This window comes from Pseudomonas sp. GCEP-101 (assembly GCF_025133575.1).
GTDB classification, from domain to species: Bacteria; Pseudomonadota; Gammaproteobacteria; order Pseudomonadales; family Pseudomonadaceae; genus Pseudomonas; species Pseudomonas nitroreducens_B.
The window spans coordinates 4,730,453-4,751,650 of record NZ_CP104011.1 but is presented as its reverse complement, the minus strand read 5'-3'; the positions used below and the strand labels follow the sequence as shown (position 1 = coordinate 4,751,650).

Sequence of the window (21,198 nt, the reverse complement as noted above, 5' to 3'; positions counted from 1 at the left end):
CGGTGGCGCGCGCGGACGTTGTCCGCGGATCGCGAGCGTGGCTCGCTCCTACAGGCCCGGCATCAGGCCTGCTGCAACGCGCGCGGGCGGTTGCTGCGGTCCTCGGCGTCGACGGAGGCGGCCCGCTGCAGCTGGAAGTCGAACTCGATCTCGGCAAAGCGCCCCTCCACACCGCGCGCCTGGGCGGCGGCTGCGTCCTCGACGAAACGCACCTCGCCGATCAGCCCGTCGCGGGTGGCGTAGGCGAAGTCGTCCCACAGGTATTGGTCACCGGCCAAGTTGATCTGCGTGGTCAGGTGGCGATGCCCCGGCGCGGAGATGAAGAAGTGGATGTGCGCCGGGCGCTGGCCGTGGCGGCCGAGTTGGTTCAGCAGTTCCTGGGTCGGGCCGTCCGGCGGGCAGCCGTAGCCGCTGGGCACGATGCTGCGCGCCTTGTAGCGGCCCTCGGCGTCGGTGACGATGCGGCGGCGCAGGTTGAACTCGGACTGGGTGCTGTCGAAGTACGAGTACGTGCCCTGGGTGTTGGCGTGCCACAGGTCGACCACCGCGCCGGCCAGCGGCTGGCCTTCGGGGTCGAACACGCGGCCGGAGAGGAACATCACCGTGCCCGGGTCCTTGCCGTCGTCCATTCGTGCTTCGCCTTCGGACAGCGGTGCGCCAGCCACGTACAACGGCCCTTCGATGGTGCGCGGAGTGCCGCCGCCGATGCCGGCCGCCGCGTCCTGTGCGTCCAGCAGCAGGTCGAGGTAATGCTCGATGCCCAGGCCCGCGACCACCAGCCCGGCCTCCTGGCGGGCGCCGAGGCGGTTGAGGTAGTCCACTGCCTTCCAGAACTCGTCGGGGGTGACGTTCATGTCTTCGATGAGCCGGGCCGTATCCTGCAACACGCGCAGGACCAACTGCTTCACCCGCGGGCTGCCGCCCTCGTTCAACGCGCCACTGGCTTCCTGGAAGAACGTCTGGATCTCGGCAGTCTGGGAAATCTTCACGGTCATGGTGCTTACCTCGTTCTTGTTGTGGGACGGCTCAGCTGGCGCAGCGCACCGCCTCGCGCTCGACGCGGTGGAACACGCGGTTGAAGTACACCAGGCTGTCCTGGCGCTCGCGCACCGCGACCTTCTCCAGTTCGACGAACATGACGGTGTGGGAGCCGACCTCCTTGCAGTCGCTGATCCGCCCTTCCAGGCTGACCAGCGCCTGACGCAGCACCGGCAGGCCGGCGTAGCCGTCGTCCCACAGGTCCCAGGCGAAACGCTCCTCCATGGAGACCTTGGTCATCCCGGCAAAATGCCGGGCCAGCTCTTCCTGCTCGCCGCACAGCACGTTGACGCACAGGTGGCCGTTGCTGCGGAACACGTCGTGGGTGGCGCTGCCGCGGTTGACGCAGACCAGCACGGTCGGCGGCGAGTCGGTGACCGAGCACACCGCGCTGGCGGTGATGCCGCAGCGGCCTTCGGGGCCGTTGGTGGTGATGATGTTCACCGCCGCCGGCAGCTGCGCCATGGCGTTGCGGAAGTCGATCTGGGTCTGGCTGAGGGTGTTGGCCATTTCGTCGCCCCTTGTTCTGCGGTGGCCGGCACGCCCGGCCTTTCCTGGATGGGGCCAGCGTAGGGCAGCACGACGGCGCGCCATATTCAGACGATCACCACGCCAGAGGGTGGAGTCCGCTAGTCATGTAGGTGGTTTCTTTATCGTCAGCGTCGACGACTATGGGTATGCTCCGGGCAAGACCTTGCGGCGACCGCGGCAAAAGCCCGGCGTACCGCGGCCTACGTGCAGCTTCACAACGATAAGAAAGACAGTGGCGACGCCTGATGGAAGCTAGAAAACCCGTGGTCTACATCGTCGACGACGACAAGGACCTGCGCACCTCCCTCGCCTGGCTGCTCGATTCGGTCAGCATCGAATCGCTGTGCTTTGGCGGCGCCGAGGAGTTCCTGCGCGAATACGACCCGAAACTTCCCGCGTGCCTGGTGCTCGACGTGCGCATGCCCGAGACCAGCGGCTTCCAGCTGCAGGAGATGCTCAACGACAGGGGCATCGCGCTGCCGACCATCTTCGTCAGCGCCCACGGCGACATCCCCATGTCGGTGAAGGCGATGAAGAATGGCGCGCTGGATTTCGTCGAGAAGCCCTACAACCCGCAGCAGATGCTGGACCGCATCCAGGCGGCGCTGAAAAGCGCGGTGCAGGTGCACGCGGGCCAGGAGCAGCGGCAGCACCTCAAGCACAAGCTCGACCTGCTCACCGGGCGGGAACGGGAAATCCTGATGATGGTGGTGGACGGCAAGGCCAGCAAGGTGATCGCCCGCGAGCTGAACATCAGCGTCAAGACGGTCGACGTGCACCGCACCAAGATCAAGGAAAAGATGGGCGTAAGCAGCATCGCCATGCTGGTGCGCGAGGTGCTCAACGTACCGCTGGAAGAATCGCGCCCGTAAGCGGGGCGCGCTCCTTGTCGTTCAGTCGACGCGCTCGCCGCACAGGTCGAGGGCGAACAGGCGCTCCACGTCCGCCGCCGCCAGGCCGCAGCCCAGCAGGCTGAACAGCTTGCCCAGCGCCGCTTCGCGGGTCATGCCGCCCCCGGACACCAGCCCCGCGTCGCGCAGGCGGCTGCCGGCGGCATACACGTCGAAGGCCACGTGGCCTTGCGGGCATTGGCTGATCGCCGGCAGCACCACGCCACGGGCATGGGCTTCACGCAGGACGGCGAGCAGCTCGTCGTTGTCCGACGGGCCGGTGCCGCTGCCGAAACACTCCAGCAGTAGCGCCTGCACGCCACTGCCCAGCAGCGCGCGCAGGTGCTCGGCGCGCAGGCCGGGGAACAGCGGCAGCACCGCGAGGTTCACCGGTTGCCGTGGCTGGCGGTAGTCCAGCTCGGCGGGCAGCGATTGCGCACGCTCACCCTGGCGCTCGCGCGGCAGCACGGCGAAGGCATCGAACGCCTCGCTGCGCAGCTTGGTGACGCGCGCGCCGTGCATCATCGTGCCGTTGAAATACAGCCAGACGCCGGTCTCGACACCGCTTTCCAGCGCTTTCAGCGCGCCCAGCAGGTTGCCCGGCGCATCGCTGCCCGGCACGCCCATGGGCTGCATGGCGCCGGTCAGCACCACCGGCACGTCCAGGCCCAGCAGCAGGAAGGACAGCGCGGCGGCGCTGTAGGCCAGCGTGTCGGTGCCGTGCAGCACCAGGACGCCGTCATGGCCGCCCTGCTCCACCGCGTGGACGATGGCATCGCGCATGGCCAGCCAGTTGGCCTGGGTCATGTTGGCGCTGTCGAGCAGCGGCTGCAGCTCGGCGAAGCGCCAGTCGAGGCGCAGCTGGTGCTCGCCCTGTAGTTGTTCGCGCATGCGAGCTTCGAAGCCGCCCGCCGGGGCCAGGCCTTCGGCGGTCTGCAACATGCCGATGGTGCCGCCGGTATAGAGGACGAAGAGGTTCTTCACTCGACGCATGCCAGTGCTCTTGTAGGAAAGTTCACAGGATAAACCGCAAGGCCGGGAGAAGTCCCGGCCTTGCGTGTCAGACCTTGCTTAGGAAGCGGTCCGGGAGGGATCAGCCCTGGGCCGGCAGGCTGCCGTGGGCCGGAGCGGTCGCGTTGATCTTGTGGGCATCGCGCCAGGCGTCGTGGTCGATGTCCAGATCGGCGAACTTGCTGGCGTCGAACACCGGGCGCTCGATGCCGGCGCGGCGCTGCTCGTCGTAGTCGCGCATCACGCGCAGGCCAGTCTTGATCAGCAGCGCCAGGGCCACCAGGTTGACGAAGGCCAGGCAGGTCATGGTGATGTCGGCGAAGGCGAACACGGTGCCCAGGTTTTGCATCGAGCCCCAGAGGATCAGGCCCAGCACCAGCACGCGGAAGGCGATCAGCGCGGAACGGCTACGGCCGACGATGAACTGCAGGGCGTTCTCGCCGAGGTAGTAGTTGTAGGTGATGCAGGTGAACACGAACAGCGACAGCGCGACGCTGACGAAGATGCGGCCCCAGTCACCGACCACGGCGGCCAGCGAGTTCTGGGTCAGGGTGATGCCGTCGCCTTCGAAGCCGGGGGTGTAGAAGCCCGAGAGCAGGATCAGCAGCGCGGTGCAGGTGCAGATGACGAAGGTGTCGAGGAACACGCTGAACGCCTGAACCACGCCCTGGGACGCCGGGTGACGCACGGCGGCTACGGCGGCCACGTTCGGCGCACTGCCCAGGCCCGCTTCGTTGGCGAACACGCCACGCTTCACGCCCATCACGATGGCGCTGCCCAGCAGGCCGGCGAAGGCCGGTTCCAGGCCGAAGGCGCTCTTCACGATGGTGGTCAGCATGCCCGGCACCAGTTCGATCTGGGTGACGATCACGTACAGGGTCACGGCGATGTAGGCCAGGGTCTTGACCGGAACCAGCAGGTCGGAGACCGCGGCGATGCGCTGGATGCCGCCGAAGAACACGATGGCCAGCAGCACGGCCAGGGCGATGCCGGAGTACAGCACCGGAATGTCGAAGGCGTTCTGCAGCGAGTGGGTCACGGTGAAGGCTTGCAGGCCGTTGAAGGCGAAGCCGTAGGTGACCAGCAGCAGGACCGCGAAGGTCAACGCCATCCAGCGCAGCTTCAGGCCGTGCTGGATGTAGTAGGCCGGGCCGCCGCGATACAGGCCGTTGCCGTCGCTGCGCTTGTAGACCTGGGCCAGGGTGCACTCGAAGAAGCTGCTGGACATGCCCACCAGTGCGGTGACCCACATCCAGAACACGGCACCGGGGCCACCCAGGGTCACGGCGATGCCGACACCGGCGATGTTACCCGCGCCCACGCGGCCGGCGAGGCTCAGCATCAGTGCCTGGAACGAGCTCAGTTGGCCGGACTGGCCGCGGATCGACTCCTTGAACACGCCGAACATGTGGCCGAAATGGCGGAACTGGACGAAACGGGAGCGGATGGTGAAATACGCGCCGAGTCCGACGATGAGGACGATGAGGACTTTCCCGGAGAGGAAATCATTGATCGCGTCGAGCATGTGCTGGGGCCTCGATTGTTATTGTGGGAGCACGGACCTGGGGCTGGCCCGCTCACTGGGGGCGCATGGTTGCGCCCGAAGCGTCTCGAAACAATTTCGCGGCTTGCTACGAATTGATGCTACCTGACGCTATAATGGCGCCACTCGCATCATCTGGACCTGGTACGAATGTCCGAGAATCTCGGCCCCAATCTCAAGCTGCTGTGCGCGCATTACCGCTCTATCTCGGAGGTTTGCCGCAAGCTTTCGATCAATCGTGCGCAATTCAACAAGTACCTCGGCGGACAGAGCCAGCCCACGGCGTACAACCTCAAGCGCATCGGTGATTTCTTCGGCGTCGAGGACTACGAGCTGCAACTGCCGCCGGAGCAGTTCGCCCGCCTGATCGGTGCGCGGGGCACGTCGCCGGCCAACGTGCAGCGCGACGATCCGCTGATGGAGATGCTGCGCCCGCTGCGCGATCACGCCGGCAACCTGTCGCGCTACTGCGGCTACTACTTCGAATATTCCAACTGCATGTCGGTGCCCGGCTCGATCCTGCTGTCGCTGGTGCACCTGTACGAGCAGGACGGCAATTTCCTCTTCGAGCGCCAGGAGCGTCAGGAGCGCTCCAGCAGCACGGACGTGCAGGCCGAGGACTGGGTGCGCTGCCGCTACCTGGGCGCGGCCTTCCAGCTGCAGGACCGGGTGTTCCTGCTCGACTACGAGTCGCTCACGGTCAACGAGATGAGCCAGACCATCCTCATCCCCAGCTTCAAGAGTCGCATCACCCGCCTCAACGGGCTGAAGACCGGCGTCTCCAGCGGCGACCGGCGCACCCCGGCGTGCACCCGCGTGGTCTGGGAATACCTCGGCCCGGAGATCAACCGCATCAGCGCCTACCGCCAGGTGAAGCTGTACCAGCCGGACGACCCGCGCATCGACGACGACGTGCGCCGCCGCCTGCAGGTCGGGCCGATCCGCCACGGATTGTTCGAGATAGAGTAACCCCGGCTTTTGTAGGAGCGAGCTTGCTCGCGAACGGATTCTCCGGCGACTCCATCGCTGGGCTGTTCGCGAGCAAGCTCGCTCCTACAGGGTGGAAGCTATTTTCTGCGGCTCTGCAACCACGCCGCCGCCAGCCCGCTGCCGCAGATCACCGCGATACCCAGCAGCGCTGACGGCTCGGGCGTATGGCCGAAGATCACAAAGCCGAGCAGCCCGGCGAAGACGATCTGGCAATAGCTGAACGGCGCCAGCAGCGCCGGGGCGGCATGCTTGAAGGCCTGGGTCAGGAACAGGTGCGCGGTCATGCCGCAGGTGCCCAGGGCCAGCATCATCAGGCCATGGACCAGCCCCGGCCATTGCCAGAAGAACGGCACCAGCGCACTGACCACCAGGGTGTTGCACAGGCCGGCGAAGAAGTTGCTGGTGGTCGGGCTGTCCACCTGGCTGAGCTTGCGGGTCAGCAGCTGGTAGAAGCAGAAGAACAGCGCCGAGCCGAACGGCAGCAACACCGCCGGGGTGAACAGTTCGCCGCCGGGGTGGACGATGATCAGCACGCCGATGAAGCCGACGATCACCGCCGCCCACTGCCCCACCGTCACCCGCTCGCCCAGCAGCGGCACGGACAGCGCCGTCACCAGCAACGGCGCGAGGAAGTTCACCGACGTCGCCTCGGCCAGCGGGATGTACTGCAGGCCGGTGGTGAACAGGAAGCTGGTGCCCAGCAGGCACAGCGCGCGGGCCGTCTGCAGGAAGGGATGGCGGGTACGCAGCACCGCCAGGCCCGCCCGCGGCAGGAAGATGCCCGCCATCAGCAGCGTGTGCACCACATAACGCGCCCACACCACCATGACGATGGGATAGATGCTCGCCAGGTACTTGGACAATGCGTCGTGGCTGGAGAACAGGAACGTCGCCAGGACGATGAGCAGGATGCCCTTGAAGGGCTGGTGGGCGCCGGACAGCGGCGATTGGCGGGTACTCATCGACTCAGGGATTCACAAGGCAGGTGCGGCAGACACGAGGAGCACGACAGCCTAGCAGGACGCAGCACAGAAAGAATCCGCCACGCTGCGGCCGGAGCACCTCGCGGGTCCGCTGGAAGGCCGGGCGATACACGTCCCGCCCGGCATTGTGTGGGTCATCCTACGCGCAATGGCGCGCGAGGAATGTTCCGTTTGGTTAATTGGTGTTCGAACAGCGAACAATTATGCCTCGGGCGAATTGCGGCGCGCCCTGCGCGAGCACCACTATGGCCCCAGCCGCCGCCTCGATGCGGCGCCAACAACTATAAGAAAGGTCCGTTCACATGCTCATGCTCACCCTCGCATGCCGCCGCGCGTGCATCGCCCCAAGCTCCCCTCCTCGCATCCCCGTCGCGCCTGGCTGATCGCCTGATCCGCGCTCGCTGACCACGTCTGCATCGCTATCCGCCGCTCCTGTCAGAGCTTCGCGGAGGCCCCCGTTCGCCCGAACAACGACAAGAATGCCGAGGGAACACCCATGCTCCGCCACCTGCCCCGTTTCACCATCAGCGCCTGCCTGCTGCCCGTCCTGCCCGCTCTCGCCCAGGCTGGCGAAGGCGGCTTCCTCGAGGATGCCAAGGCCAGCCTGCTGCTGCGCAACTTCTACATGAACCGCGACTATGTCGGCACCGCCCGGCAGAACAAGGCCGAGGAATGGACTCAGAGTTTCATTCTCGACGCCCGCTCCGGCTACACCCAGGGCACGGTCGGCCTGGGCCTGGACGTGCTCGGCCTCTACAGCCTCAAGCTCGACGGCGGCAAGGGCACCGCCGGCACCCAGTTGCTGCCGACCCACGACGACGGCCGCCCTGCCGACGACTTCGGCCGCCTGGCGCTGGCCGGCAAGGCCAAGGTGTCGAAGACCGAACTCAAGGTCGGTGAATGGATGGCGGTGCTGCCGATCCTGCGTTCCGATGATGGCCGCTCGCTGCCCCAGACCTTCCAGGGCGCCCAGGTCACGTCGAAGGAAATCGACGGCCTGACCCTCTACGGCGGCCAGTTCCGCCAGAACAGCCCGCGCAACGACGCCAGCCTGGAGGACATGTCGCTGTTCAACCGCCCGGCGTTCACCTCCGACCGCTTCAACTTTGCCGGTGGCGAGTACCGCTTCAGTGGCGACCGCACCCTGGTGGGCCTGTGGAATGCGCAGTTGAAGGACATCTACCAGCAGCAGTACCTGCAACTGCAGCACAGCCAGCCCGTGGGCAACTGGGTGCTCGGTGCGAATATCGGCTACTTCTGGGGCAAGGAGGATGGCAGCGCCCGCGCCGGCGACCTGGACAACCGCACCTTCTCCGGAATGTTCTCGGCCAAGTACGGCGCGAGCACCTTCTATCTCGGCCTGCAGAAGGTCATGGGCGAGGACGAGTGGTTCCGTGTCAACGGCACCAGCGGCGGCACCCTGGCCAACGACAGCTACACCGCCAGCTACGAAAGCGCCAAGGAACGCTCCTGGCAACTGCGCCACGACTACGACTTCGCCGCGCTCGGCGTTCCCGGTCTGACCCTGATGAACCGCTACATCCATGGCAGCAACGTGCACAACGCCAGCACCGACGACGGCAGCGAGTGGGGACGCGAGAGCGAGCTGGCCTACACCGTGCAGAGCGGCACCTTCAAGACGTTGAACGTCAAATGGCGCAACTCCACCATGCGCCGCGACTGGGGCAGCACCAACAGCTTCAACGAGAACCGGCTGATCATCAGCTATCCGCTGTCGCTGCTGTAATCCAGCGAGCCGATGCAGACCTTGTAGGAGCGGGCCATGCCCGCGACCCGTCGGCAAGGCCGACGTTCAGCGCTCAATGGAACTGTCCGTGCTGCGCCTGTCGCGGGCATGGCCCGCTCATACAGGGAATTCCCTCCCCATGAAAAAAGCCCCGGCATGCCGGGGCTTTTTCTATCGATGGCGAATCATCAACCAGCCGGCTTCTCGGCGTCTTCCGCTTCGATTTCTTCCAGCGCCAGTTCCAGTCCCCAACTGGAGGCTTCCACCGGCTGGGCGGTCACGGGCGGTGCGGCCGGAGCCGGCGCGGCGGGCTTTGCGGCTGCGGGAGTGGCCGCGCTGCCCACGCTGCCAGGGTTGTCCTTGTACAGCTTGAGCTTCAGGCGCAGGTTGTTCGCCGAGTCGGCATTCTTCACCGCCTCTTCCTCGGTGATCGCGCCTTCCACCGCCAGGTCGAACAGCGCCTGGTCGAAGGTCTGCATGCCCAGCGCGCGGGACTTGTCCATGATCTCCTTGATCGAACTGAAATCGCCGCGCTTGATGATGTCGCTGATGGTCGCCGTGCCCAGAAGTACTTCGACCGCCGCACGCCGCTTGCCGTCCTGGGTGCGCACCAGGCGCTGGGAGACGAAAGCCTTGAGGTTGTTGCCCAGGTCATTGAGCAACTGCGGCCGACGCTCCTCGGGGAAGAAGTTGATGATGCGGTCCAGCGCCTGGTTGGCGTTGTTCGCGTGCAGCGTGGAGATCGCCAGGTGGCCGGTGTCGGCGAAGGCCAGGGCGTGCTCCATGGTCTCGCGGTCGCGGATCTCGCCGATCAGGATCACGTCCGGCGCCTGGCGCAGGGTGTTCTTCAGCGCGGCGTGGAAGCTGCGGGTGTCCACCCCCACCTCGCGCTGGTTGATGATCGACTTGCGGTGCCGGTGCACGTATTCGATCGGGTCTTCGATGGTGATGATGTGGCCGCCGCTGTTGCGGTTGCGGTGGTCGATCAGCGCCGCGAGCGACGTGGACTTGCCCGAGCCTGTGCCGCCGACGAACAGCACGAGGCCGCGCTTCTCCATGACCACCTTGAGCAGCACATCGGGCAGTTTCAGATCGGCGAACAGCGGGATGTCCAGCTTGATGTTGCGCGCCACGATGGACACTTCGTTGCGCTGCTTGAACAGGTTGATACGGAAACGGCCGACACCTGCGACGGAAATCGCCAGGTTCATCTCCAGCTCACGGTCGAATTCCGCGCGCTGCTCCTCGTCCATCAGCCCATAGCCGATTCGGGCGACGTCACCGGCCTTCATCGGTTCGTTGGTCAGCGGCTTGAGCACGCCGTTGAACTTGGCACAGGGCGGCGCACCGGTGGAGAGGTAAAGATCCGAACCATCCTGGGTGGCCAGGATCTTGAGCATCGCTTGGATATCCATTGAACTGCATCCATACGCAAGGTGGCGGCGGACGCTGTCTGTAAGCAGCGTCCTATAAATAAGAATTTGCTTATTGACTCTATGGAGCGCTCCTACGGCCGACAATGCAACCCATCGCGAAATGCGACCTGCATCACTGCTGCCGTACAATGCCGCCCAGACGCTTTCATTAAAGGACACGAACCAATGCCCGTCGCCATGGCCCGCCACATCCTGGTCAAGACCGCCGCCGAAGCCGAGCAGATCAAGCAGCGCCTGGCCAAGGGCGAGGACTTCGCCGCCCTGGCGCGCAAGCATTCCACTTGCGCCTCCGGCAAGCGTGGCGGCGACCTGGGCGAAGTGCGCCCCGGCCAGATGGTCCGCAGCATCGACCAGGTGATCTTCAAGAAGCCGGTCGGCGTGGTGCACGGGCCGGTGAAAAGCCAGTTCGGCTACCATCTGGTCGAGGTCTATTTCCGTGACTGATCCCACGCGCGCCTGAACAGAGCGCGACCGAACGAAGGAACGCCCATGACGCCGCAACAGATCGCCCGCTTCTGCCTGGACCTGCCCGGCGCCCGCGAAGACATCAAGTGGGGCAGCAACCGGGTATTTTCGGTGGCCGGCAACAAGATGTTCGCCATCCTCGACTTCCTCGACAGCGGCAACGGCGGCCTGGCCTTCAAGGTCGGCCCGGAGTTGTTCCTGGGCTACGTCGACCGCCCCGGCATCCGCCCGGCTCCCTACCTGGCGCGGGCCTTCTGGATCGCCATGCAGCGCCCCTACCCCATGGGCGACGCCGAACTGCGCGAGGCGCTGACCCGCTCGCACCAACTGGTGGTAGCCCGCCTGCCCAAGCGCCAGCGCCTCGGCCTCGTACTGGAGGCGCCCTGATGCGCACGCTGAATTGGGAAGGCATCTGGCACGCACCGACCGCCAGCTGGGAATCGCTGCAACTGGGCGAGCGGCGTGCCGACAGTCAGTTACGCGCCATCGACGAGGCGGGTGGGCCGTCCTATCAGCTCGACTACCAGCTGGAATGGGACGACCACTGGCGCCTGCGGGAGGCACGCTTGTGCGTGGAAAGCGCCCGCGGCACGCATCCGTTGCACCTGCTGGCCGATGGCGAGGGGCACTGGCGCACCGGCGAAGGCCAGGCACTGCCAGAGCTGGACGGTTGCCAGGACATCGACATATGGCCCTCGCCGTTCACCAACACCTTCCCCATTCGCCGCCTGCAACTGGCCGACAACGAGCGCCGCGAACTGTCGGTGGTCTACCTGGAGGCACCGAAGTTGAAACCCGTGCGGATGCGCCAGGGCTACACGCGCCTCGACGCCCATCACTACCGCTACGAAAACCTGGAGGGCACGAACTTTCAGGCGATCCTGACAGTGGATGACGATGGCCTGGTGATCGATTACCCCACCCTCTTCCGCCGGGTCTGAAGCATCGCTGCCTGGGGTTCGTGCTTCTATGTAGGAGCGAGCTTGCTCGCGAACCGTGACAATCTCGATGCTCACCGAAGAAAAGCGTTCGCGAGCAAGCTCGCTCCTACAGGTGCTGCGCTCCGTTGGCGGCAAGATCTTGTAGGAACGGGCCATGCCCGTGATCGCGGGCATGGCCCGCTCCTACACGTTCGCGCCCGCCCTGAGCGTAGGAGCGGATCCGCCAGCACAGGAAAAGTAGTTCGTTAGCTAGCTTTCCTACATGCCCTGCGCGGTCCATCATGTAGGACCACCCGCCGTACCGAACCGCTGCACATGTCCGCCGATTCCCGCTCGTCCTCGTCCACCACCCTGCAGGTGGTGTCCGTCGTCCTCTTCACCTTCATTGCCTACCTGACCATCGGCATTCCGCTGGCGGTGCTGCCCGGCTACGTGCACAGCGACCTGGGCTTCGGTTCGGTGATGGCCGGCCTGGTCATCAGCATCCAGTACCTCGCCACCCTGCTCACCCGGCCGTACGCCGGCAAGGTCATCGACACCCTCGGCCCCAAGCGTGCGGTGCTCTACGGCATGCTCGGCTGCGCCGGCAGCGGTGCGCTGATGCTGGGCTCCTGGGCCACGCAGGGCCTGCCGTGGATCAGCCTCGGACTGCTGATGGTCGCGCGCCTGGTGCTGGGCACGTCCGAAAGCCTGGTAGGAAGCGCCTCGATCGCCTGGGGAATCGACCGCGTAGGTGCGGCGAATACCGCCAAAGTGATCTCCTGGAACGGCATCGCCAGCTATGGCGCCCTTGCCATCGGCGCACCACTGGGCGTGCTGATGGTCGGCCAGCTCGGGCTGGCCAGCCTGGGTGGCAGCGTGGTGCTGTTGGCCGCACTCGGCTTCGCCCTGGCCTGGCCCAAACGCGCGGCCGCGCTGGTCCACGGCGAGCGGATGCCCTTCCACCACGTGCTCGGCCGCGTATTTCCCCACGGCATGGGCCTGGCGCTGGGTGGCATCGGCTTCGGCACCATCGCCACCTTCATCACCCTGTACTACGCCAGCCTGGGCTGGAAGGACGCGGTCTACTGCCTGACCGCCTTCGGCGGCTGCTTCATCGGCGCGCGGCTGATCTTCGCCAATGCCATCAACCGCCACGGCGGCTTCCGCGTCGCCATTGCCTGCCTGTCGGTGGAAAGCCTCGGCCTGCTCCTGCTGTGGAGCGCCCCAACGCCGTGGATCGCCCTGGCCGGCGCAGCGCTGACCGGTTTCGGTTTCTCCCTCGTATTCCCCGCGCTGGGCGTGGAGGCGGTCGGCCTGGTGCCGGCGTCCAACCGTGGCGCGGCGCTGGGCGCCTACTCGCTGTTCATCGACGTGTCCCTGGGCATCACCGGGCCGCTGATGGGCGCTGTTGCCAATGGCTTTGGCTTCAGCGCCATCTTCCTCTGCGCCGCGCTCGCGGCATTCAGCGGGCTGATACTCAGCCTCTGGCTCTATCAGCGCTCCTGAGGCCAAACGTGACCGGTGTCGCGCGGCATTTCGCCGCGACTGCGCCCATTGGCAGCGAGCGGCCTTGATCCGGCGGGCATCGCCGTTGATCAGATCAATATGACCGCCGCGTGACAGGGGCTGGACGAAAAAGTTCGATCCTCTGTTATGATCCGGCGGCGCCGGGGCGACCACGCCCCGAATACAACCAAAAGAATAGGCCAGCACAGACTCCCCTACCCCGTTCACGCACTTCGGGGCGGAGAGCTTTTTTCTATCTGTTCGCTGGCGCTGCACCATTAAGGAAATCAAGATGCTGAACCACCGGATCAGTCTGCTCGCACTGGGGATCCTCGCGTCGACCGCCGCCATGGCCGAAGACCAATCCACCGCCAAGGGCTTCACCGAAGACAGCCATCTGGACCTGTTCTTCCGCAATGCCTACATGAACCGCGACTACAAGCATGGCCGCGACGACAAGGCCGAGTGGGGCCAGGCCGCCACCGCGACCTTCACCTCCGGCTTCACCCAGGGCACCGTGGGTTTCGGCGTTGACGCGTTCGGCATGTACGCCCTGCGCCTGGACGGCGGCCAAGGCAAGAGCGGCGCTGCCGGCATCGACTTCTTCAAGCAGGGCGACAGCGGCGAAGCCGCCAACGACCTGGCCCGCGCCGGTGGTGCGGTGAAGGCGCGCTTCTCCAACACCGTGATCAAGTACGGCGACCAGATGCCCGCCCTGCCGATCCTCAGCTACGACAACTCCCGCCTGCTGCCGGAAAGCTTCACCGGCACCCTGATCACCTCCAAGGAGATCGAAGGCCTGGAGCTGAACGTCGGCCGCTTCACCTCGGAAACCCGCAAGAGCGCCGAAGGGCGTGACAGCGGCGGCCTGAAGCGCATCGACGTGTTCGGCGGCAGCTACAAGTTCACCGACAACTTCAGCGGCTCGCTGTACGGCTACGAGAGCGAAGACGTCGCCCGCAAGCAGTACATGAACCTGAACTACGTCATCCCGGTGGCCGACAAGCAGTCCCTGACCCTGGACTTCAACGGCTACCGCACCCGCGTCAACGAAGACTTCGCTGCCGACAACGGCATCGACGGCACCAAGAACACCATCTGGAGCCTGTCGGCCGCCTACAACATCGGCGCGCACACCTTCATGGTCGCCCACCAGCGCAACAACGGCGATTCCGGCTACAACTACGGCTGGTACCAGAACCAGGGCGGCCTGGGCGACGGCGGCACCACCATCTGGCTGGCCAACTCGTACTGGTCGGACTTCAACGGCGAGGACGAGCGCTCCTGGCAGGGCAGCTACAGCCTGGACTTCTCCGAATACGGCGTCCCGGGCCTGAGCTACACCGTGGCCTACGTCTACGGCGACAACATCAAGACCGCCGAGACCAGCAACGGCAAAGAGCGCGAAATCTTCAACCAGCTGAAGTACGTCGTACCGAGCGGCCCGGCCAAGGACCTGTCGGTCAAGCTGCGCGGTTCCTGGCTGCGCGTGTCCAACGACGCCCGCTCCTACAACGACGACGGCAACGAAGTGCGCGTCTTCGTCGAGTACCCGGTCAACATCTTCTGATGACCTGAGCAGGCTCGACACAAAACGCCCCGTGGCATCGCTGCCCCGGGGCGTTTTTCGTTCAGGCGCTCATTCCAGGCTGCGCCGCCGGCCCAGCCACGGCATCGGCGGCAACGCCATGCGCAGGATGTGCAGGCACAGCAGCAGGATCAGACCGCCCGCCAGGAAGGAGCCCAGGCGTTGGGCCGGATCGAGCGTGTCGTTGAGCACATTGAGGAACAGCATCGCGCTGCCGCCCAGCATGCAGGCCAGCAGGAATACCGAGAGGATGTAGATCTTCAGCGTCAACAACCGCCAATGCCAGCGCATGCGGCGGCGAACGGGGACTTCATCGGGGGGAAGTGGCGGCATGATCCTTTGCCTCCTGACAGGTTTCTGACGGGCTCACGCACGAACGGCATGCGACGTCGAGATACTGGCAGGATGCTAGTCAGCATCGTGCAAAATGCCAAGCCGCGCAGCGCGCGACCGTCGGGTCACGGGCTGCGCGCCGATGAACGGTTACCGCGTCAGCGCACCACGCTGTTGATGTCGTGGCGGTTCAGCGAGGTGCGCATTTCCTCGTACCAATCGGGGATGACATCGCGCAGGCGCTCTTTCGCGTCCTCCAGCTTGAACGGCTGGGTGTAGCGCTTCTTGCGGTACGAGTAGATGTAGTAAGTGCCATCGCGGTAGAGGATGCGGTCGAAGGTGTAGAAGGCGATGTGCGTGCCGTTGCAGCGCGCGGTCAGCACCATGTCGCCCTCTTCGTACGGCAGCACGCCCTCGGCGCATTCGTAGGTGAAGAATTCGCGCACGTCGTCCCAGGCCACGCCGTCGCTGCTGGCGCGCAGGAAGGCTTCGGCCTTTTCCTCGGAGTCGTCGGAATGGTCGCTGTACCAGATGAACAGCGGAATGCTCTGGTTGGTTTCATCGCCCAGCCAGCTTTCGCCGTCCAGGTACTGCGCACTGCGCGCCAGGCTCGCCTGCACGCGGCGATGGCTCTGGCGGTACTCCTCCAGTTGCTCGTCGAAGGCTGGCGAGTCCTCGCCCAGCACCACGCCCGGCATGCCCTTGATCTCGCTGACGCGCGCCAGGTAGTCGGCGTACAGCGCCGCGTCCTGGATCACCGTGCAGCTGTCGCGGGTCAGGCTCAGGCCGATCTCGGTGAAGTTGGCGCTGCCCAGAATGACCACATCGGGCTCGATCAGGATCAGCTTCCAGTGCACGCTGTTCTGCGCGCGGAAATCGACATGCAGGGTGACATCGGCGCCGGCATCGCGAACGCAGAAATCGATGAAGTCCGGCGAGGTGAAGGAGTTGATGGTGCCCACCAGCAGGTCCAGGCGATTGCCCTTCTCCACCAGGGTCTGGATCAGTGACTCGGTTTCACTGGCGGAGGCCGAGACCACGGTGATCAGCTTGCCGCTGACTTGCTCCAGGTACTGCTTGAGCGAATGTTGAGCGTTAAGGATTTTCATACAGCCCCCACCAGAATTCTGAACACCGAATTCTGATGCAGGACACTGGCGGCTTTCAACTGTCTGATACCGTCACACGCCCGAATAACGGGCGCTACAGCGGCAAACATGCACGCCGGCACCGGCCTGTGGCATAATAGGCGGCTTTGTCGGAAGCGCCCTTCAGCGCCCGCCTTCCCTGCCCGCCCGCGCCGTTCGCGCCCGGCGCGCACCATGTTCCAGCCAAGGGTTACCCAGTTGATTTCCACTGCGAATATCACCATGCAGTTTGGCGCCAAGCCGCTGTTCGAAAACGTTTCCGTCAAGTTCGGCAACGGCAACCGCTACGGCCTGATCGGCGCCAACGGTTGCGGCAAGTCCACCTTCATGAAGATCCTCGGCGGTGAGCTGGAGCCTTCCAGCGGCCAGGTCATGCTGGAAAACGGCGTGCGTCTGGGCAAGCTGCGCCAGGACCAGTTCGCCTACGAAGACTTCAGCGTGATCGACACCGTGATCATGGGCCACGAGGAACTGTGGAAGGTCAAGGCCGAGCGCGACCGCATCTACTCGCTGCCGGAGATGAGCGAGGAAGACGGCATGGCCGTGGCCGAGCTGGAAGTCCAGTTCGCCGAGTTCGACGGCTACACCGCCGAATCCCGCGCCGGCGAGCTGCTGCTGGGCCTGGGCATTCCGCTGGAACAGCACTTCGGCCCGATGAGCGCCGTCGCGCCTGGCTGGAAGCTGCGCGTGCTGCTTGCCCAGGCGCTGTTCTCCGATCCGGACCTGCTGCTGCTCGACGAGCCGACCAACCACCTGGACATCAACACCATCCGCTGGCTGGAAAACATCATCACGGCGCGTAACAGCACCATGATCATCATTTCCCACGACCGTCACTTCCTGAACAGCGTCTGCACCCACATGGCGGACCTGGACTATGGCGAGCTGCGCCTGTTCCCGGGCAACTACGACGAGTACATGACCGCGGCCGAGCAGGCGCGCGAGCGCCTGCTGTCGGACAACGCCAAGAAGAAGGCGCAGATCGCCGAACTGCAGACCTTCGTCAGCCGCTTCTCGGCCAACGCCTCCAAGGCCAAGCAGGCCACCAGCCGCGCACGCCAGATCGACAAGATCCAGCTGGAAGAGGTCAAGCCGTCCAGCCGCGTCAGCCCGTTCATCCGCTTCGAGCAGCACAAGAAGCTGCACCGCCAGGCGGTGACCCTGGAGAAGGTCAGCCAGGGCTTCGACGGTGTGGATCTGTTCAAGAACCTCAGCCTGCAGGTGGAAGCCGGCGAACGCATCGCCATCATCGGCCCCAACGGCATCGGCAAGACCACCCTGCTGCGCACCCTGGTCGGCGACATGCCGCCGACGTCCGGCGAGGTGAAGTGGACCGACAGCGCCGACGTGGGCTACTTCGCCCAGGATCACGCCGAGGACTTCGAGGACGACTACAACCTGTTCGACTGGATGGCCCAGTGGACCCAGGGCGGTGAGCAACTGGTGCGCGGCACCCTCGGCCGCATGCTGTTCTCCAACGACGACATCAAGAAGTCGGTGAAGGTGATTTCCGGTGGCGAACAGGGTCGCATGCTGTTCGGCAAGCTGATCCTCAAGCGCCCGAACGTGCTGGTGATGGACGAACCGACCAACCACCTGGACATGGAATCCATCGAGGCACTGAACCTGGCGCTGGAAAACTACCCGGGCACGCTGATCTTCGTCAGCCATGACCGCGAGTTCGTGTCCTCCCTGGCGACCCGCATCATCGAGCTGTCGGAAAACGGCGTCACCGATTTCAGCGGCACCTACGACGACTACCTGCGCAGCCAGGGCGTGATCGTCTGATCGCTCCCACGCAGCGATGAAAAAGCCCCGCCAATGCGGGGCTTTTTCTTTGGCGTTGTGTAGGAGCGAGCTTGCTCGCGAACCCGCCTGACGCCGGCCCTGCCGGCGGTGTCGCGGGCAGGGCCCGCTCCTGCACGGACGCGATGCTGCGAGGATCGGAGCCCGCCAAGGGGGATTTCGCGGACAAGGTCCGCTCCTACAGGAGATATCGCACCGAGAGCTGCCCTCGCGCGCGCCCCGCTCCGAAGGGAGAGGGAGCTGTCCGTTCCGGCTGACGCTTCGGATTGCTCCTGCTCCGAACAGCCCCCCTCTCCCTCTGGGAGAGGGCTAGGGTGAGGGCAAACCCGAGCGCAGGCGTCTGGCTGCGGGAGCGGGTCCAGTTCGCGAGCAAGCTCGCTCCTACAAGGTAATCATCGGCAAGGCGGTCAGCGGCCGGAGGTCTGCATCGTTGCCCCGCCCAAACTGTCGTCGAAGAACCGGGCCGCCGAGGCCGCCAGGTCGTGGTGGATGATCTTGCGGTCGGCATCCTGGCCATCGGTGCACAGGTCCGCCTGCACCTCCTCCTCGGAACAGGGCGACATGAACACACCGTGCCCGACGCCGTCCAGCACCCGCAGGTCCGCCGGCTGCGGCAGCTTGCGCGCCAGGGCGCCGGCATTCTTCTTCCAGTCCAGTACGTGGTCGTCGTTGCCGGTGTAGATCAGCACCGGCACCCGCACTTCCTCCAGCTCATGGGTGCCGTACATCAGGCTCAGCGGCGCCAGCAGCAGCAAGGCGCCGACGCGCGGGTCGGCCATGGGCGCCAGGTCGTTGCGATCGGCGCGCACCTTGCCGTTTTCGCTGCACGCATCCCTGTCGTCCGGGCGCTGCTGGCAGTACTTGATCAGGCGGTCCAGCTTGGGCTGGGCACCGGCGAGGATCAACGCGGTTTCGCCGCCGGCGGAATAGCCGATCACCCCGACCTTGCGCGGGTCGACAATGCTGGCGACCTTCGGATCGAGCAGCGCGGCGCTGAGGGTTTCGGACACCTGCAACGGCCGCCCGTAGAGATTGCTCACCGCCCCCAGGCGGCTGTGGTCATGCAGGTTGTCGCCAGGGTGCAGCAGCGCGACCACCACGAAGCCCTTGCGCACCAGCGCTTCGATGAGGTCACGGTGGGCCAGCGGCGTGCCGTAGTTGCCGTGGGATATCACCAGCAGCGGGAAGCGGCCGTTGGCCGTCTGGCCCTCATAGGCGACATCGAGGATGAAATTGCCCAGGTGCATCGGCTGCTCGGCGGCCCGCGTCGGATAGAACGCGATGGCTTTCATCGGCTGCTGGTCCAGCGGGTCGCTCACCTGCAGGCGGTGGAACCCCACGTTCCAGCCGGGCGCCGCCCAGCCAGGGGTACTGAACACGGTACCGAAAGTAACGAGCAAGAGAACCCAGAGCAGCCGCCTCGCCATGGTGCAGTCCGTCCCGATACGACTCCTGATCAGGCACCACGGGGACTTGTTGCAGGAAAAAAAGCCGCCGGGCACCGCCTAACGGAAATATCTGCATAGTACGCGCCAGTTTTCGGACGTTCGAACTGGCGGACGGACGGCCAATGAAAAAGCCCCGCAGTGCGGGGCTTTTTTACGGCAGTGCAGCTCAGGCAGCGGCGAACTGGCTGGCGATGCTCGCCTGGGCGCCGGCGATGGCGTTGCGGCGCGGTTCGTCGCCGTAGGCCAGGCCCTCGGCGCGGACCACCTCGATGTCGGTGATGCCGAGGAAGTTCAGCACCAGTTCCAGGTAGTTCTCGTGGGCGATGCCGGTCGGCTGGCCGGCGTGGATGCCGCCCGCGGTGGAAACGATGATCACTTTCTTGCCACCGGCCAGGCCTTCCGGGCCGTTCTCGGTGTAGCGGAAGGTCTTGCCGGCCACGGCGATGCGGTCGATCCAGGCCTTCAGCTGGCTGGGGATGGAGAAGTTGTACATCGGCGCGCCGATGACGATGGCGTCGGCACCGAGGAATTCTTCGATGCTCTGCTCGCCCAGGGCGGCTTCGTGCTTCTGCGCGGCGTCGCGCAGCTCAGCCGGGGTGCCGGCGGCCACCAGGCTGGCGGAGGACAGGTGGCTGATGGCGTCGGCGGCCAGGTCGCGGTAGGTCACTTCAACGCCCGGCTCGGCAGCAGCCCAGGCGGCGACCAGTTCGGCGCTCAGTTGGCGGGAAGCGGAGTTGTCGCCGAGGATGCTGGAATCGATGTGCAGCAGTTTCATCTGTGTTCTCCGGGAAAGGGGCCAAGTGGTTTGGCGGAGGAATTCGTCGTTGGTGGCAAGACTACGCATGTAGCCAATTCGAGATAAGTCGGCAAAAATGCAATGATTCGTCTCACCAGCAGGACAATCCCATGCAGGACCTCAACGACCTTTTCTATTTCGCCAAAGTCGTGGAGGCCGGCGGCTTCGCGGCGGCCGGGCGCCTGCTGGGCTTGCCGAAATCCCGCCTGTCGCGGCGCGTGGCGGAGCTGGAAGCGCGCCTGAACGTGCGCCTGTTGCAACGCACCACGCGCAAACTGGCCCTTACCGACCTGGGCGAGCGGTATTACCGGCACTGCCAGGCGATGCTGGTGGAAGCGGAGATGGCCGACGAAGTGGCCGCGCAACTGAGCGCCGAGCCGCGCGGACGGGTGAAGTTGTCGTGCCCGGTGGCACTGGCGGAAACGTCCCTCAACGAGATGCTGCCGGGCTTCCTGGCGGCCTACCCGCAGGTGAACCTGGAGCTGATGCTGACCAACCGCCGCGTCGACCTGGTCAACGAAAGTGTCGACGTCGCGCTGCGGGTGCGTGCTCCAGGCGATGAGGACCTGTCTTTGATCTCGCGACGCCTGCGCCGGGCGCAGACCGCGCTGGTGGCCGCGCCCGCGCTGCTGAAGGGCGTCAAGCTGCGCACCCCGGAGGACCTGGCCACGCTGCCCGTGCTGGGCGCCATCGAGAGCGACCGCCGCGTGCACATGAAGCTCACCGGCCCGCAAGGCGAAGTGAAGGAAGTCGCGTTCGAAGCGCGCCTGGCCGTGGAGGACTTCAACCTGCGCAAGAACGTGGCGCTGGCGGGGCTGGGCGTAACGATCCTGCCCCTGCATTACTGCACCCAGGAGCTGGAGGACGGCCGCCTGGTGCGCGTGCTGCCCGCCTGGAACGAGCCGGAAGCCTATCTGCAGGCCGTGTACCCGCACCGGCGCGGCGTTCTGCCGGCGGTGCGGGCGTTGCTGGATTATCTGGAGGAAGGCTTTTCCAAGGACGACTGGCCGGTCTGA

Annotated in this window: 20 protein-coding genes; 10 read left to right on the top strand and 10 right to left on the bottom strand. The window is 65.4% G+C overall.

Annotated elements, in window-relative coordinates; translation table 11 throughout:
• Positions 1–62: 62 nt before the first annotated feature.
• Together catA and hpaC are read right to left on the bottom strand one after the other, a co-directional pair.
• The gene (gene catA, locus N0B71_RS21640; RefSeq protein ID WP_259754823.1) at positions 63–995 is read right to left on the bottom strand and encodes a catechol 1,2-dioxygenase; all 933 of its coding nucleotides are present in this window, start codon (positions 993–995) and stop codon (positions 63–65) included.
• Positions 996–1,026: 31 nt separating this feature from the next.
• The gene (gene hpaC / locus N0B71_RS21635; RefSeq protein ID WP_259754822.1) at positions 1,027–1,548 is read right to left on the bottom strand and encodes a 4-hydroxyphenylacetate 3-monooxygenase, reductase component; all 522 of its coding nucleotides are present in this window, start codon (positions 1,546–1,548) and stop codon (positions 1,027–1,029) included.
• 266 nt (positions 1,549–1,814) lie between these two features.
• On the opposite strand from hpaC, the gene N0B71_RS21630 reads away from it, so the two are divergent.
• A complete protein-coding gene (locus tag N0B71_RS21630) occupies positions 1,815–2,441 on the top strand; it encodes a response regulator transcription factor (protein WP_259754820.1) in 627 nt (208 codons plus the stop codon).
• A gap of 21 nt (positions 2,442–2,462) precedes the next feature.
• On the opposite strand, the gene N0B71_RS21625 is transcribed toward N0B71_RS21630, so the two are convergent.
• Positions 2,463–3,452 carry an asparaginase gene (locus N0B71_RS21625; protein WP_259754819.1) on the bottom strand — a complete coding sequence of 330 codons (990 nt, stop codon included), beginning with the start codon at positions 3,450–3,452 and terminating at the stop codon, positions 2,463–2,465.
• 100 nt (positions 3,453–3,552) lie between these two features.
• The gene (locus N0B71_RS21620) at positions 3,553–4,995 is read right to left on the bottom strand and encodes an alanine/glycine:cation symporter family protein (RefSeq protein ID WP_259754818.1); all 1,443 of its coding nucleotides are present in this window, start codon (positions 4,993–4,995) and stop codon (positions 3,553–3,555) included.
• A gap of 168 nt (positions 4,996–5,163) precedes the next feature.
• Here N0B71_RS21620 and N0B71_RS21615 point away from each other — a divergent pair, with 168 nt between their 5' ends.
• Entirely contained in the window at positions 5,164–5,982 is an 819-nt protein-coding gene (locus tag N0B71_RS21615) for a helix-turn-helix domain-containing protein (protein ID WP_259754817.1), read from the top strand.
• 98 nt (positions 5,983–6,080) lie between these two features.
• On the opposite strand, the gene N0B71_RS21610 is transcribed toward N0B71_RS21615, so the two are convergent.
• Complete coding sequence (locus tag N0B71_RS21610; protein ID WP_259754816.1) at positions 6,081–6,965, bottom strand: DMT family transporter; 885 nt, start codon at positions 6,963–6,965, stop codon at positions 6,081–6,083.
• Between the two features lie 517 nt (positions 6,966–7,482).
• Here N0B71_RS21610 and N0B71_RS21605 point away from each other — a divergent pair.
• Positions 7,483–8,733: an OprD family porin gene (locus N0B71_RS21605; RefSeq protein ID WP_259754815.1), complete on the top strand. Its 1,251-nt coding sequence runs from the start codon at positions 7,483–7,485 to the stop codon at positions 8,731–8,733.
• Between the two features lie 188 nt (positions 8,734–8,921).
• Here N0B71_RS21605 and N0B71_RS21600 read toward each other — a convergent pair whose 3' ends face one another.
• Positions 8,922–10,148, bottom strand: coding sequence for a PilT/PilU family type 4a pilus ATPase (locus N0B71_RS21600; protein ID WP_259754814.1), 1,227 nt, complete (start codon positions 10,146–10,148; stop codon positions 8,922–8,924).
• A 186-nt stretch (positions 10,149–10,334) separates the two neighbouring features.
• On the opposite strand from N0B71_RS21600, the gene N0B71_RS21595 reads away from it, so the two are divergent.
• From N0B71_RS21595 to N0B71_RS21575, 5 genes are all read left to right on the top strand, one after another.
• A complete protein-coding gene (locus N0B71_RS21595) occupies positions 10,335–10,613 on the top strand; it encodes a peptidylprolyl isomerase (RefSeq protein ID WP_138523972.1) in 279 nt (92 codons plus the stop codon).
• 45 nt (positions 10,614–10,658) lie between these two features.
• The gene (locus N0B71_RS21590) at positions 10,659–11,021 is read left to right on the top strand and encodes an MmcQ/YjbR family DNA-binding protein (RefSeq protein WP_259754812.1); all 363 of its coding nucleotides are present in this window, start codon (positions 10,659–10,661) and stop codon (positions 11,019–11,021) included.
• Positions 11,021–11,575, top strand: coding sequence for a putative glycolipid-binding domain-containing protein (locus N0B71_RS21585; protein ID WP_259754811.1), 555 nt, complete (start codon positions 11,021–11,023; stop codon positions 11,573–11,575). The genes N0B71_RS21590 and N0B71_RS21585 overlap by 1 nt, the downstream gene beginning before the upstream one ends.
• Before the next feature lie 315 nt (positions 11,576–11,890).
• On the top strand, positions 11,891–13,063 hold the full coding sequence (locus N0B71_RS21580; protein WP_259754810.1) for an MFS transporter: 1,173 nt from the start codon (positions 11,891–11,893) through the stop codon (positions 13,061–13,063).
• A 292-nt stretch (positions 13,064–13,355) separates the two neighbouring features.
• Positions 13,356–14,633, top strand: coding sequence for an OprD family porin (locus N0B71_RS21575; RefSeq protein WP_259754808.1), 1,278 nt, complete (start codon positions 13,356–13,358; stop codon positions 14,631–14,633).
• A 69-nt stretch (positions 14,634–14,702) separates the two neighbouring features.
• Here the strand turns inward: N0B71_RS21575 and N0B71_RS21570 are convergent, their stop codons facing one another.
• Both N0B71_RS21570 and N0B71_RS21565 read right to left on the bottom strand, forming a co-directional pair.
• Positions 14,703–14,984, bottom strand: coding sequence for a hypothetical protein (locus N0B71_RS21570; protein WP_259754807.1), 282 nt, complete (start codon positions 14,982–14,984; stop codon positions 14,703–14,705).
• Positions 14,985–15,142: 158 nt separating this feature from the next.
• A complete protein-coding gene (locus N0B71_RS21565) occupies positions 15,143–16,093 on the bottom strand; it encodes a phospholipase D-like domain-containing protein (RefSeq protein WP_259754806.1) in 951 nt (316 codons plus the stop codon).
• A 237-nt stretch (positions 16,094–16,330) separates the two neighbouring features.
• Between N0B71_RS21565 and N0B71_RS21560 the strand changes: the two genes are divergently transcribed.
• Positions 16,331–17,920 (top strand): ABC-F family ATPase, encoded by a 1,590-nt coding sequence (locus N0B71_RS21560; protein WP_259759647.1) that lies wholly within the window; start codon positions 16,331–16,333, stop codon positions 17,918–17,920.
• 425 nt (positions 17,921–18,345) lie between these two features.
• On the opposite strand, the gene N0B71_RS21555 is transcribed toward N0B71_RS21560, so the two are convergent.
• Both N0B71_RS21555 and N0B71_RS21550 read right to left on the bottom strand, forming a co-directional pair.
• On the bottom strand, positions 18,346–19,365 hold the full coding sequence (locus N0B71_RS21555; RefSeq protein WP_259754805.1) for an alpha/beta hydrolase family protein: 1,020 nt from the start codon (positions 19,363–19,365) through the stop codon (positions 18,346–18,348).
• A gap of 187 nt (positions 19,366–19,552) precedes the next feature.
• Positions 19,553–20,161: an FMN-dependent NADH-azoreductase gene (locus N0B71_RS21550; RefSeq protein ID WP_259754804.1), complete on the bottom strand. Its 609-nt coding sequence runs from the start codon at positions 20,159–20,161 to the stop codon at positions 19,553–19,555.
• A 131-nt stretch (positions 20,162–20,292) separates the two neighbouring features.
• On the opposite strand from N0B71_RS21550, the gene N0B71_RS21545 reads away from it, so the two are divergent.
• Entirely contained in the window at positions 20,293–21,198 is a 906-nt protein-coding gene (locus tag N0B71_RS21545; RefSeq protein ID WP_259754802.1) for a LysR substrate-binding domain-containing protein, read from the top strand.

What these genes read in the sequence shown, in the direction of transcription:
- catA (WP_259754823.1), bottom strand. Translation starts at nt 995, where the DNA reads ATGACCGTGAAGATTTCCCAGACTGCCGAGATCCAGACGTTCTTCCAG.
- hpaC (WP_259754822.1), bottom strand. Translation starts at nt 1,548, where the DNA reads ATGGCCAACACCCTCAGCCAGACCCAGATCGACTTCCGCAACGCCATG.
- N0B71_RS21630 (WP_259754820.1), top strand. Translation starts at nt 1,815, where the DNA reads ATGGAAGCTAGAAAACCCGTGGTCTACATCGTCGACGACGACAAGGAC.
- N0B71_RS21625 (WP_259754819.1), bottom strand. Translation starts at nt 3,452, where the DNA reads ATGCGTCGAGTGAAGAACCTCTTCGTCCTCTATACCGGCGGCACCATC.
- N0B71_RS21620 (WP_259754818.1), bottom strand. Translation starts at nt 4,995, where the DNA reads ATGCTCGACGCGATCAATGATTTCCTCTCCGGGAAAGTCCTCATCGTC.
- N0B71_RS21615 (WP_259754817.1), top strand. Translation starts at nt 5,164, where the DNA reads ATGTCCGAGAATCTCGGCCCCAATCTCAAGCTGCTGTGCGCGCATTAC.
- N0B71_RS21610 (WP_259754816.1), bottom strand. Translation starts at nt 6,965, where the DNA reads ATGAGTACCCGCCAATCGCCGCTGTCCGGCGCCCACCAGCCCTTCAAG.
- N0B71_RS21605 (WP_259754815.1), top strand. Translation starts at nt 7,483, where the DNA reads ATGCTCCGCCACCTGCCCCGTTTCACCATCAGCGCCTGCCTGCTGCCC.
- N0B71_RS21600 (WP_259754814.1), bottom strand. Translation starts at nt 10,148, where the DNA reads ATGGATATCCAAGCGATGCTCAAGATCCTGGCCACCCAGGATGGTTCG.
- N0B71_RS21595 (WP_138523972.1), top strand. Translation starts at nt 10,335, where the DNA reads ATGCCCGTCGCCATGGCCCGCCACATCCTGGTCAAGACCGCCGCCGAA.
- N0B71_RS21590 (WP_259754812.1), top strand. Translation starts at nt 10,659, where the DNA reads ATGACGCCGCAACAGATCGCCCGCTTCTGCCTGGACCTGCCCGGCGCC.
- N0B71_RS21585 (WP_259754811.1), top strand. Translation starts at nt 11,021, where the DNA reads ATGCGCACGCTGAATTGGGAAGGCATCTGGCACGCACCGACCGCCAGC.
- N0B71_RS21580 (WP_259754810.1), top strand. Translation starts at nt 11,891, where the DNA reads ATGTCCGCCGATTCCCGCTCGTCCTCGTCCACCACCCTGCAGGTGGTG.
- N0B71_RS21575 (WP_259754808.1), top strand. Translation starts at nt 13,356, where the DNA reads ATGCTGAACCACCGGATCAGTCTGCTCGCACTGGGGATCCTCGCGTCG.
- N0B71_RS21570 (WP_259754807.1), bottom strand. Translation starts at nt 14,984, where the DNA reads ATGCCGCCACTTCCCCCCGATGAAGTCCCCGTTCGCCGCCGCATGCGC.
- N0B71_RS21565 (WP_259754806.1), bottom strand. Translation starts at nt 16,093, where the DNA reads ATGAAAATCCTTAACGCTCAACATTCGCTCAAGCAGTACCTGGAGCAA.
- N0B71_RS21555 (WP_259754805.1), bottom strand. Translation starts at nt 19,365, where the DNA reads ATGGCGAGGCGGCTGCTCTGGGTTCTCTTGCTCGTTACTTTCGGTACC.
- N0B71_RS21550 (WP_259754804.1), bottom strand. Translation starts at nt 20,161, where the DNA reads ATGAAACTGCTGCACATCGATTCCAGCATCCTCGGCGACAACTCCGCT.
- N0B71_RS21545 (WP_259754802.1), top strand. Translation starts at nt 20,293, where the DNA reads ATGCAGGACCTCAACGACCTTTTCTATTTCGCCAAAGTCGTGGAGGCC.